The sequence below is a fragment of the Pantoea sp. 9140 genome, from assembly GCF_000745295.1.
Taxonomy (GTDB): domain Bacteria; phylum Pseudomonadota; class Gammaproteobacteria; order Enterobacterales; family Enterobacteriaceae; genus Pantoea; species Pantoea vagans.
The window spans coordinates 74,684-85,918 of record NZ_JQNO01000002.1 but is presented as its reverse complement, the minus strand read 5'-3'; the positions used below and the strand labels follow the sequence as shown (position 1 = coordinate 85,918).

The window sequence follows — 11,235 nt, the reverse complement described above, 5'->3', positions numbered from 1 at the left end:
TCAGCAGCACCGAACGTAGCGAGTTAAAATTCCACACGGGCCTGTACCATCAGATTACGGGTTTCGCCTTCACGGACGCGCAGGTTGCCGCCGCTTGAACTGTAGTAGTGCTGGTTAAACAAATTATTGATATTCAGACGCAGCTGGGTTTTTTCACCAAACAGGCGGTTGTTCCACGCCACGAAGCTGTCTGCCACGACATAGTCGGGCAGGGTGAAACTGTTATCAGGATCGCCCGCACGGGTGCCGACGTAGCGCGCGCCACCGCCGAGCCTGAACGCGCCGGGCAGGCTGGTGATCTGCATCTCATGACTCAGATAGAGCGCACCGGCATGACGCGGTGCATTCTGCAGGCGATTACCGTTGTTTTCCGGATTCACCCGATCGCTGACGATCTCTGCCTGATCATAGCTGTAGTTGGCACTCAAATCCCAGCCGGGCGCGATTTCGCCGTTGAGCTCAAATTCAGCGCCGGTCGAGCGTGCTTTATCGATGGCCCGCGTGCTGCCATTGATGTTCAGCGACATCGCCTTTTCATCAATCCGGTAAAGCGCCACTGTTGCCAGCAGTTTCGGCGAAAGCTGCCATTTGCTGCCGACTTCCCAGCTCGTGCCCTGTTCAGGCTTGCCGACATTACCGTCATCATCCACATCGGTAGATGGCGTAAACGATTTGCTGACGCTGGTGTAGAAAGAGAGGTCAGGCGTGAGTTTGTAGATCACCCCCGCCTGTGGCAGAAACTTATTGCCCTCATCGTTCAGGATTTCTGACTGGGGATTAACGCCGCGGGAAGCGCGCTGTTCATAATGCTGATAACGGCCGCCCAGCACCAGAATCCAGTCCTGTGTGAGTGAAATACTGTCTTTGGCGTAAAGCGAACGACTATGAATACGGTTCAGGTTATTCGCGCCGGTGGTATTTTCCGTGCTGTCATCTGTAACCGGTGACAGGATGTCATAGTCGGGATTGAAATAACTGAACTGGCGATTGACCTTGCCCAGATATTGATGGGCGCGATAAGTCTGGTTCATCTCATAGTCGGTGCCCACCACCAGCGCATGTTGCATGCCCAGAATTTCCGGGTTGCCCAGCAGATCCCAGCTCACATATTTGGTTTTGTGGTTAAACCCGCGGTTGGCATCGGCGCGACGAGTAACCACGCCCGTGCTGGCATTCACCGCTGTTACGCGCACCTCATTGTTGTCATAGCGCCGCTGATTCCAGCCCAGGGTGAACCGGGTGCGCCACTCATCATTAAACTGCCAGTCATAGTGGGCATTCAGCGTTTTGTTATGGCCCCATGCGTGATTGGCTTTGTCATCCAGACGATCTTTATAGCCGATATTGATCGGCTTGCCGTCGATAAAGGCGGTGCCGCGATCGTAGGGAATATCATAACGGTAGTCGGCATAGCTGATCAGAAAGCTGGCCTGCTCGCCAAACCATTGCAGAGAGGGTGCCAGCAGCGTGTGCTCTTCGCTGCCAAAGTTGCGCCAGTAATCCTGATTCTGCTTTTCGGCGATGAGCCGGAAGGCAAAGCCATTGCCCAGCGGGCCGGTGACATCCAGCGTACCCGCACCGCCACCTTCACTGGCGTAACGCCCGGTAACGCTGGAGTGCCAGCTGTATTGTGGCTTTTTGCTGACCACATTGATAATGCCGCCCGGATTCTGAATGCCATACAGCAGCGAGGAGGAGCCTTTCAGCACCTCAACCCGTTCGGTCGTGGCATCAAAATTGAGTCCCTGACTACTGCGGATGCCATCGCGATAAACCGACCCATCGGCATTACTGCCAAAACCGCGTCGTACAAAGCCATCTTCGGTGCCGCCCAGCGTATTGGCCTCGGTGACGCCGCTGACAAAGCGCATTGCATCCGCCAGGGAGCTGGCCTGGAAATCTTCCAGCTGCTGCTGCGTCACCACGCTGACCGATTGTGCTTCATCGAGCCGCGCGGTTGGCATTTTACTGGCAACGCTGGTTTCGCTGGCGCTGTAATTTCCCTCTGAGCTGGCATCGGCGGTCACGGTCATATCTGATGCGCTGTCGGTTGCTGCACTGACATGCGGCAACAGCATGCTGCCACAGATCGCCACGACCAGAGCGGGGTGCCGGGCCGGATATCGCGAGTCTCTGTTTTTCATTCTTCTTTTCGTATCTGTTTCTGAAGCTAATAAGGCCCGATGGCTGACGACTACGCCGGGCTTCCCTGAAGGTGTTCTGCAAGATGCAGCGGTTTAAACAGAGGCGATCAGCATCAGGGCTCGGCGATCATTACGGCACCCGGACGACAATGCTTCTCATCTGTAATTGAGAATCATTCAAACATCCGGTAATGTAGTAGTAAACATAATTTGTACATAAATCACTACAATTATGGCTAAATGTACCTTCACCGATAATCAGATGCGTGTGTGATTCAGGTAAATGAATAAATTGAATTTATTTCCATGCCAAATACCGTTTGAGGCATAAATCCCCATCTTTTGCAGGTGAAAAAGAAAACGGATTCAGCCATTCACTACATTTTTTCAACGTTTAACCCAGCAGCAGGAACAGCATGAAACAGAGCCGGCCAGTCAAAAACAGGGTGGATGTGGTGGCAGAGCGTCTGCGCGCCCGCGAAAAGCAGCTCTCGCCTCGTCTGCTGGCGGTGGCGCGCTATATCGATCAACAGCGTGAAACGGTGCTTGAAAGTACGGCGATGGAGATCGCCGTAGCGAATGCGACCTCTGACGCCACCGTGATCCGTGCCATTCAGGCGCTGGGATTTAGCGGACTGCGCGATCTCAAACAGACGCTCAGGGCCTGGTTTGGTCCCTCACTGACCTCGGAAGATAAGATGATCACCACGGTCAGTGAGGTGACCAGTGATGTGAACAGCGCCATCGACTTCGTACTTGCGGGTCACCGGCACGCCTGTGAGGTGCTGGCGCAGCCGCAGAACCGGGTGGCATTAGCAGATGCCGTGGCGTTGCTGAGTGAAGCGCGGGAAGTGGCTATTTTTGGCATTAACGCCTCGGGTATTCTGGCGGATTACAGCGTGCGACTGCTGAACCGCATCGGCCTGCCCGCCTTTTCGCTTAATCGCGCTGGCATTGCGCTGGCAGAACAGATGCTGGCGCTGCAGCGTGGCGACGTGCTGATAATGATGGCGCAGCAGTCGGCGCACCGGGAGGGAACTACCGTGGTGCGTGAAGCGAAACGGCTGGATATCCCGATTATCCTGCTGACTAACGCCACCGACTCGTTTTTCGCGCGTGAGGCAGATGTGGTGATTAATGTGCCCCGTGGGGGTGAGAAGGGGCGCATTCCGCTGCACGGCACGATTATGGTCTGTCTTGAGATGCTAATCCTGTCGGTGGCGTCGACGCTGCCGCAGCGCACCGTTAAGACGATGAAACGGCTACAGGATCTCTATCGCGGGCTGAAACCCGCCAGCAAAAAGTAATCTGCAGGATTGAGCCGTGACGGGAGTTTCCCGGTAAAAACCGGCTCAGCTTTACGTCAAATTTTCCCGCTTTGCGAGCGCGATCGCGTCTTTTCATCAGCCCGTTTACCAGGGCGACTACGCTTACAGCGTGCTGTGCCTCCGGGTACGGCTTTACTTTTTCTCCCTTTACTTTGTTTTGTGCGGAGCTGCTGATGAAACCCCTTCACGCGCAATACCTTTTCTGCTGTGCCACCCTGAGCCTTCTGTCGCCGCTGCCTGCAATGGCATGGAGTGACCTTACCATCTTTGGTGACAGTCTGAGCGATGGCGGAAACGTAGGACGTTTTACCTATGATGGTGCGACCCATCCGCTCTATGACGAGATCCTGGCGCAGTCGCTGGGTGACACTCTGCGCCCCTCATCCCAGGGCGGTAACAACTATGCCGAGGGCGGTGCCGTCGCAGTGCCCGCGATCAATCCGTTATTTAATACCCAGGATCAGCTTGATCGTTACCTGGCGGCGCGCGACGGACGCGCCGATCCGGACGGACTCTATATTCACTGGATTGGCGGCAATGACTTAGCGGCGGCAGCCCTTGCGCCGCTCGCTGCGCAGCAGATCGTGGATAACAGTGCCAGTGCCGCAGCCTCACAGGTTAGCCGGTTGCTGGATGCCGGGGCCGGCACGGTGATTGTGCCGACGGTGCCAAATGTCGGGGCCACGCCCGCGCTGCTTCAGGCGATTCTGCAGGTGCTGGGTCCGGCCGCGGAGCCTGCCACGGCGGCGCTGTTTCAGTCGCTGAGCGCCACCACCACGCCAGATCGTGCCGCCAGAGAACAGGCGATTGAAACCGCGCTTAACGAGGCCGCTGGTCAGGTCTCTTCGATTCCGCTGATCCGCGATGCCCTTGCTCAACAGCTGATTGCCGCCTGGCAGTTGCTGAGTCAGGAGGCGGCGGCGCTCACCGATCGTTACAACCAGGCGGAGGAACAGGGCCTGGTGGCGGCACGCGGTAACATCGCGCGGGTGGATATTAATGGCCTGTTTAATGAGGTGATTGATAACCCGCGCCTGTATGGACTCAGCAACACGGCGGGCATGGCCTGTCCGCCCGGCGTCTCATCCATGGACTGCACCTCCTCGACGCCAGGATTTTCGCAGTCACAGCAATATCTGTTCGCCGACCGGCTGCATCCCAGCCCGGCAGTGCATGCGCTGATCGCCGATTATATTCAGTCAGTACTGAATGCGCCGCTGCAGGTGGCCGCGCTGAGTCAGGCACCGTCGATGCTGGTGGGTGATGCGCAGAATACGCTGGATGGCCATCTGCAACAGCAGCGTCAGCAGCCCGCCAGCGCCGGAGAGTTTACGGTTTTCGGTGGCTATGCCGGACAGCAGCGAGATTTCCGCGGCGACAGCCTGCTGGATGGCGATGCCACCAGCGCCACCGGCACCGTGGGTGTGGGCTATCAGCTGACCGATCACTGGCAGGCCGGCGCCATGCTCTCCACCACCTCGCAACGACAGGATCCCTCGTCGCGCTTTGATTACCGTTTACGCGGCAATCTGGTGGCGCTGTGGAGCCAGTTAAATTATCTGGATCGGGGATGGATTAATGCAGATGCCCATTACGCCGATCTTAACTTTGATGATATTGAGCGTAAGGTCAGACTGGGACCGGCGACCCGCACGGAGAAGAGCAGTAGCGACGGCAAGGTGCTGGGTATGCGGGTGCAGACCGGCTGGGATTTACCGCTGGGCCGCTATGTCTCCACCGGCCCGATGGCCAGCTATGCGCTCGACTACATCCAGGTTGATGGCTACCGAGAAGAAGGGAACAGCAGTACCTCGATGCGCTTTGGCGACCAGACGCTGCATTCGCAAATCGGCTCGGTGGGCTGGCGTATCGACAGCAAAGATTTAGTGGTCAATCCCTGGGCGCAGGTCAGTTACAACCATCAGTTCGGCGACAGCGACTCTGCTGTTACCGCCGGACTGAAATCGACCCGCACCGCCTTTATCCGCAGCAGCGGGTCACGGGATGATAGCTGGATCAATATGGCTCTGGGCGCAAGCGTGCCCATTGGCACATCGGTGAACGCGTTTGCCGGCGTTTCAGCGGTGACAGGTAACAGCGACTATCACCAGGCGACATGGAACGTCGGTCTTAACGCCCGTTTTTAAATGTTAAGCGGTATCAAAAGGCCGTGCAGAGATCGTCTGCCGCTGTCAGAAACGGTGCGGCAGACGACACTGCGTGTTATTCATTACGCCGCGGCGGCAGAGCGTTAAACTCGCTCTGACGTGCGGCTTTCACGCTTCGGTCAGTGCCGCCTGCGCCTCCAGCTCACGAACGCGCGGTATCACTTCGCGGCCAAAGAATTCCACCTCTTCGTGAAAGTGCAGAAACGCCAGCAGCAGCAGATCGACTCCGGCCTGCTTAAGTTCGATGATCCGTTCAGCAATCTGCTGGGGGGTGCCAATCAGATTGGTTTTGAAGCCGTCGTTATACTGCACCAGATCTTCAAACGACGATTTCGCCCAGTTGCCTTCACCTTCGGGTGAAGCACTGCCTGCATTTTTGACCTCATGCTGGAAGCCTTTCACCGCATCCGGGTTGGCTTTGCTGATGATCTCCTGAAGCACCGCCTGCGCCTGCTGTTCACTCTCCCGCGCAATCACAAATCCATTCAGTCCGATTCTGACCTGATGCTGATTGCGTGTCGCTTTTTCACGGATATCCGCGATCTGCAGACGGACGCCGTCCGGCGTATTCCCATTAGTGAAATACCAGTCTGACACCCGGGAAGCCATGTCGCGCGCCGCACGTGAGCTGCCGCCCTGGAAAATTTCCGGTAATGGAGACAACGGCTTGGGTTTCATGGCGTAATCGCGAAAGCGATAAAAATCACCCGCAAAAGTAAAATTCTCTTCGCGCCAGATGCCTTGCAGGCAGAGAATAAACTCTTCGGAACGCAGATAGCGCTCTTCATGATCGAGCCAGGGTTCACCAATCGCTTTGAATTCACCCCGGAACCAGCCGCTGACGATGTTAACGGCGATACGTGGCCCATAGAGATGGCTGATGGTGGCGATCTGCTTTGCCGCTAATACCGGATTCCACGGGCCAGGCAGCAGCGCGGCGATCACTTTTAATTTCGAGGTGTGACTGAGCAGATCCTGTGAGAAGGTGACGGATTCATGCTGATTGTCTGCGCCATACCCGGCAGTAAACCGGATCTGCGTCAGCGCATAATCAAAACCCGCCTGTTCGGCAATCTGCGCCAGTTTACGGTTGTAGGCAGCATCCCAGCGGGTTCGCTGCTCTATCTGACTGATCACCAATCCGCCTGAGACATTCGGAACCCAGTAAGCGAACTGTAAAGGCTGTGAAGCGGACATTGTCTCTCCTTATATAGCTGAATTAATGGGGCGATCATTTTTTCCAAACTTTCCGATATAACGGAAAGATAAGCAGTAACCGTGCCATAAAATAAGAGACTGTTTTTAAAGCAGTAACCAGTTTGAGGCGAGCCAGGTGTGTTGCAAATGCGGCACGTCTGAGACAACCGGGTTGCCAATGCAGCAGCGATGCCTGAACGGATCGGTGAACGGTGAATGCCTGCCATCACGCTATTGACGACACCAGGGCCAGAATGTCAGTTCTGCGGGACGTGCTGTGATAACGTAGCGAAGCGCGACGCGATTACAGCCGGAGGGGAGCATGATAGTCAGACAGGCATCGCCTGAAGAGGCGCATACTTTATGGAACATCCGAAATCAGGCCATTCGTCATGGCTGCGAGCAGGTCTATCCACCCGATGTGATTGCCGCCTGGACGCCGGACCGCATGCCTGTCGGCTTTCCCGCGATGATCCGTGTTAATCCTTTTTTCGTGATTGATGGCCCGGCCGGTGTGCCGGTCGCTACCGGATCGCTGGATCTCGCCGCCGCCAGTGTCGAAGCCATTTTTACGCTGCCCGATTTCACCGGACAGGGAATGGCTGGCCTGATCATTGATACTATTAAAGCGGAGGCGCGGCAGCGTGGCTACCGTCAGTTGACCCTTGCATCGACGCCGAACGCCGTGAGCTTCTATGAGCAGCATGGCTTCCGCGCGCTGGGAGAAAGTCTCTATCCGTCAAAGCTGGCGGGCTGCGCGTTGCGCTGTATTGAGATGGCGATTGGGCTATGAATGCCCGCTGCCGCAAGGCTGGCGAAATGGGGCGAAAGTTTACCGTGCAAAGACTTCGCAAGCCCCCTCCGGTAAGGTATAGTCCGCGTTTTTTGGAGGAATCATGCTGACTGGCTCATCAACACGTCTTAATAAATACATCAGCGAGAGCGGTATCTGCTCCCGTCGTGACGCCGATCGTTACATCGAGCAGGGCAACGTTTTCATTAACGGCAAACGCGCCTCTGTGGGCGCGCAGGTATTTGCAGGTGATGTGGTGAAGGTGAATGGTCAGCTGATTGAACCGCGCGATGAAGACGACCTGGTGCTGATTGCCCTGAATAAGCCGGTGGGGATCATCACCACCATGGAAGAGGGCGAGCGCGATAACATCAGCGACTTCGTCAATCACAGCAAGCGCGTCTTTCCGATTGGCCGCCTTGATAAAGACTCTCAGGGCCTGATTTTCCTGACCAACCACGGCGACCTGGTCAACAAAATCCTGCGCGCCGGTAACAATCATGAAAAAGAGTATGTTGTTACCGTCGACAAGCCTATCACCGATGAATTTATTGCCGGGATGAGCGCAGGCGTGCCGATGCTGGGCACGGTGACCAAAAAGTGCAAAGTGAAAAAGGAAGCGCCATTTGTCTTCCGTATTACGCTGGTTCAGGGTCTGAATCGCCAGATCCGTCGCATGTGTAAGCATTTCGGCTTTGAAGTGACGAAGCTTGAGCGCACCCGCATCATGAACGTCAATCTTAAGGGTTTGCCGCTGGGCGAATGGCGCGACCTCACCGACGACGAACTCGTTGAGCTGTTTAAACTGCTCGAGAACTCCTCTTCAGAAGATAAACCCGCGAAGAAAGCCAAAGCTCCGGCTAAAGCAGTTGCCGCTAAGAAACCGCAGAAAAGTGCCGCGAAACCGGCTGAGAAAGCGGATGCGGCTGGCGCCTCGCGCAAGCGCTTTGTCCAGCCTGGACGGAAGAAGAAAGGGCGCTAAACCCAGCCCGATGCAGAGAGCGATATTCTCGCTCTCTGCGCTTTCACGGACGCATCACGGAATAACGCGTGCCGCCCGAAAGCGGGCAAACAGATCGCAGAACATCTCATCCGTCGCGCGATAACCCTGAAAGCCTGCCCGCCGCAGTTTGCTGCCGTCGCCAAACATGTCGTAATTCCAGCCGAAAATAAAATCAGCGAAAGCACCGTCACTGAGTGCCAGAATATCTGCTTCAATTAAGGCATGCTCCTCGGCGATTTGCCGCCACAGCGCACGATAATCCTGAAACATCTGCCGGAATGACAGCGAAACCGGCGGGGCAATCTCCAGTTCAAACCACGCTGCAATCACCGGCCACAGCTCACTCCAGCGCCAGAGGTCACCATTGTTAATATTGAACGCCTGATTACGCGCGTTAGCGCTGCGCGAAGTCCAGAGGGTGGCATCGGCCAGCAGTTCAGCATCGGTAAAATCGACCATGCTGTGCCAGGTTTCCGGCGAACCCGGGAAGCGCAGAGGGAGCCGCGCCGCGCGACAGATCGATGCATAGAGCGCCAGACTCAGCGCCAGATTCATGCTGTTGCCATGCCGATCACTGCCAACGACGCCAGGGCGCGGCGCACTCCAGTGCCAGGCTTTACCCTGCTGGTGTGCGCTCAGCCAGTTCAGCTGTGCGGCGTTGAACTCGGCCCCCGGCACGCCAGGATCGCTTTCCCGCGCCGGGGTTTTGAATCGGCCCAGATGTGCGCCATACACCTTGTATCCCTGCATCAGACTGACATGCTCAAGCGGGGCGACATCCTCCATGACCTGAACCAGATTCTGCAACATGGTGAGATTGGGTCCGACCATCGCCGTCCAGTCAGCAGCATTGAGCCAGGCGCTGTAGAAGATATGCGTAACGTCGGTGAGTGATGCCAGCCGTTGCTGGCTCTGCAGCCGATCGCGCAGATCGACCGCAACAGCCTCTGTGCCGCCTGTAGCAGAACCTGAGCGATGGGTCAGCGCGATTACCTGCCACTGGTCTGCGACCAGCGCCTGAGTCAGTTGCTGACCCACAATTCCACTGGCACCCGCTACCAGCGCAACTTTTTTGCCCTGTGTTGTTTTCATGATCGCTATCCGGTTAAGAAAGAAGCCGCATTCTCACCTGCGTTAAATTCTGATTAAATCCCCGGAACCGGATATCACTTATCAGGAAAATCAATAAATGCAGAACAAACTGACTGCGATTCAGACCTTCATCCGGGTCGCGGAAGCGGGATCGTTTTCGGCGGCGGCCCGGCAAAACGGCATGAAGCAGTCCGCGGTGAGCCAGCAGATTGCCGCGCTGGAGGAGGTGCTGGGCGTGGTACTGCTGCACCGCACCACGCGAAAAATGGCGCTGACGGCGCAGGGGCTCCATTATCTGCAGCAGGTCAGGCAAGTGCTTGGTGCGATGGAGGAACTGGAGCAGCAATTACGGCCCGGCTCGCAGCCGCTTCACGGCAGACTGCATGTTCAGTTGCCGACCGGCATCGGGCAGCGGCTGATGCCGCATCTGATCGCCTTCCAGCAGGCGCATCCCGCGCTGCGTCTGAATATTGCGCTGGAGGATCGCCTGTCTGACCTCGTTGCGGAGGGCGTTGATGTGGCGATCCGTCTCAGCGAGTCGCCACCCGCCATGCTGGCTGCCCGTTCACTCGCCACGGTTGAAACCGTGCTGGTGGCTTCCCCTGAGTGGATAGCGCGAAACGGCACACTGCAGACACCCGATGACCTTATGCGCCATCCACATATACGTTTTAGCGGTATAGCGACTGATGCGCCGCTGCAGCTGGTCTCTGAGAGCATGAGGATTTCTGTTCCGGTGGAAAGTGTGTTTCGGTCTAATAACAGCGATGCCTTGATGCAGGCTCTTGAAGCAGGCCTCGGCATTGGCGGCTTACAGACGCTGCCTGGCGCAGACGCGCTGGCCTCCGGCCGACTGGTGCGGGTGTTACCTGACTGGCGACTGCCCGATCGTTATCTCTATGCCGTGTTCCCGGATGCCCGTTTTATTCCTGATAAGGTCCGTAAGCTGGTCGGGCGGTTGAGTGAGGTGGTGGAGCAGGGAACCAGGAGAAATATCAGTTGATGAGCGCCGACACAAGGGTGCCAGAGGTGGCATCAGGATTATCTTTTACTGGACGGACGAACAAGGCCAATTCATCCTGTTTACCATCTAAGATAAAGACCAACGCGACGATCTTACGAAGCAGCAGCGTGATGCCCAGGCGACCGCGCTGAATGTGATCAAAAAAGGGTTGAGACATGACTGAATGCGATATTTTCAGTGAACTGATGACGGGTATGCAGGAGCTTAAGGATCATCAGGAGGGCAAAATCACACTTAAACGGCATAAGGTTACTAAGCGTGCTCCTGTCACTATTGCGCCACAGGAGTTGCGCGACGTACGCGAAAAACTCAACCTCTCTCAGGCCGTTTTCGCCCATTATCTCCACACTGGCGAGACGACCTGGCAGAACTGGGAGCAGGGCAGAGCCAGACCTAACGCCAAGGCTGTATTATTAATTCGCATGGTGCAGCAGAACCCTGAAACGTTAAAGACGCTCGCGCCGGTCTGATATGCCCGTCCGGATG

At 56.4% G+C, this 11,235-nt stretch carries 10 protein-coding genes; 6 read left to right on the top strand and 4 right to left on the bottom strand.

All coding sequences use genetic code 11. The features are described 5' to 3' along the window. Positions 1-23: 23 nt before the first annotated feature. Entirely contained in the window at positions 24-2,144 is a 2,121-nt protein-coding gene (locus FA92_RS19720) for a TonB-dependent siderophore receptor (RefSeq protein WP_033784833.1), read from the bottom strand. 416 nt (positions 2,145-2,560) lie between these two features. Here FA92_RS19720 and FA92_RS19715 point away from each other — a divergent pair, with 416 nt between their 5' ends. Beyond that, positions 2,561-3,451 carry a MurR/RpiR family transcriptional regulator gene (locus tag FA92_RS19715; protein ID WP_033784832.1) on the top strand — a complete coding sequence of 297 codons (891 nt, stop codon included), beginning with the start codon at positions 2,561-2,563 and terminating at the stop codon, positions 3,449-3,451. Between the two features lie 194 nt (positions 3,452-3,645). Further along, positions 3,646-5,619, top strand: coding sequence for an autotransporter domain-containing esterase (locus FA92_RS19710; protein WP_033784831.1), 1,974 nt, complete (start codon positions 3,646-3,648; stop codon positions 5,617-5,619). A gap of 129 nt (positions 5,620-5,748) precedes the next feature. Here the strand turns inward: FA92_RS19710 and sfnG are convergent, their stop codons facing one another. Then, a complete protein-coding gene (gene sfnG / locus FA92_RS19705) occupies positions 5,749-6,837 on the bottom strand; it encodes a dimethylsulfone monooxygenase SfnG (RefSeq protein WP_033784830.1) in 1,089 nt (362 codons plus the stop codon). 322 nt (positions 6,838-7,159) lie between these two features. Between sfnG and FA92_RS19700 the strand changes: the two genes are divergently transcribed. Then, positions 7,160-7,630: a GNAT family N-acetyltransferase gene (locus tag FA92_RS19700; RefSeq protein WP_033784829.1), complete on the top strand. Its 471-nt coding sequence runs from the start codon at positions 7,160-7,162 to the stop codon at positions 7,628-7,630. 103 nt (positions 7,631-7,733) lie between these two features. After that, positions 7,734-8,612, top strand: a complete 879-nt coding sequence (gene rluF / locus FA92_RS19695) for a 23S rRNA pseudouridine(2604) synthase RluF (RefSeq protein WP_013196435.1) — start codon at positions 7,734-7,736, stop codon at positions 8,610-8,612. A 54-nt stretch (positions 8,613-8,666) separates the two neighbouring features. Here the strand turns inward: rluF and FA92_RS19690 are convergent, their stop codons facing one another. Continuing rightward, positions 8,667-9,725: an SDR family oxidoreductase gene (locus FA92_RS19690; RefSeq protein ID WP_013196434.1), complete on the bottom strand. Its 1,059-nt coding sequence runs from the start codon at positions 9,723-9,725 to the stop codon at positions 8,667-8,669. Between the two features lie 97 nt (positions 9,726-9,822). Here FA92_RS19690 and FA92_RS19685 point away from each other — a divergent pair, with 97 nt between their 5' ends. Next, positions 9,823-10,728 (top strand): LysR family transcriptional regulator, encoded by a 906-nt coding sequence (locus tag FA92_RS19685; RefSeq protein WP_013196433.1) that lies wholly within the window; start codon positions 9,823-9,825, stop codon positions 10,726-10,728. On the opposite strand, the gene FA92_RS23370 is transcribed toward FA92_RS19685, so the two are convergent. Continuing rightward, complete coding sequence (locus FA92_RS23370; RefSeq protein WP_033784828.1) at positions 10,721-10,906, bottom strand: hypothetical protein; 186 nt, start codon at positions 10,904-10,906, stop codon at positions 10,721-10,723. The two genes, FA92_RS19685 and FA92_RS23370, sit on opposite strands and share 8 nt — an antisense overlap. Here FA92_RS23370 and FA92_RS19675 point away from each other — a divergent pair. Continuing rightward, positions 10,905-11,219: a type II toxin-antitoxin system MqsA family antitoxin gene (locus FA92_RS19675; protein ID WP_033784827.1), complete on the top strand. Its 315-nt coding sequence runs from the start codon at positions 10,905-10,907 to the stop codon at positions 11,217-11,219. The genes FA92_RS23370 and FA92_RS19675 overlap by 2 nt on opposite strands. Positions 11,220-11,235 lie beyond the last annotated feature (16 nt).

What these genes read in the sequence shown, in the direction of transcription:
- FA92_RS19720 (WP_033784833.1), bottom strand. Translation starts at nt 2,144, where the DNA reads ATGAAAAACAGAGACTCGCGATATCCGGCCCGGCACCCCGCTCTGGTC.
- FA92_RS19715 (WP_033784832.1), top strand. Translation starts at nt 2,561, where the DNA reads ATGAAACAGAGCCGGCCAGTCAAAAACAGGGTGGATGTGGTGGCAGAG.
- FA92_RS19710 (WP_033784831.1), top strand. Translation starts at nt 3,646, where the DNA reads ATGAAACCCCTTCACGCGCAATACCTTTTCTGCTGTGCCACCCTGAGC.
- sfnG (WP_033784830.1), bottom strand. Translation starts at nt 6,837, where the DNA reads ATGTCCGCTTCACAGCCTTTACAGTTCGCTTACTGGGTTCCGAATGTC.
- FA92_RS19700 (WP_033784829.1), top strand. Translation starts at nt 7,160, where the DNA reads ATGATAGTCAGACAGGCATCGCCTGAAGAGGCGCATACTTTATGGAAC.
- rluF (WP_013196435.1), top strand. Translation starts at nt 7,734, where the DNA reads ATGCTGACTGGCTCATCAACACGTCTTAATAAATACATCAGCGAGAGC.
- FA92_RS19690 (WP_013196434.1), bottom strand. Translation starts at nt 9,725, where the DNA reads ATGAAAACAACACAGGGCAAAAAAGTTGCGCTGGTAGCGGGTGCCAGT.
- FA92_RS19685 (WP_013196433.1), top strand. Translation starts at nt 9,823, where the DNA reads ATGCAGAACAAACTGACTGCGATTCAGACCTTCATCCGGGTCGCGGAA.
- FA92_RS19675 (WP_033784827.1), top strand. Translation starts at nt 10,905, where the DNA reads ATGACTGAATGCGATATTTTCAGTGAACTGATGACGGGTATGCAGGAG.
- FA92_RS23370 (WP_033784828.1), bottom strand. Translation starts at nt 10,906, where the DNA reads ATGTCTCAACCCTTTTTTGATCACATTCAGCGCGGTCGCCTGGGCATC.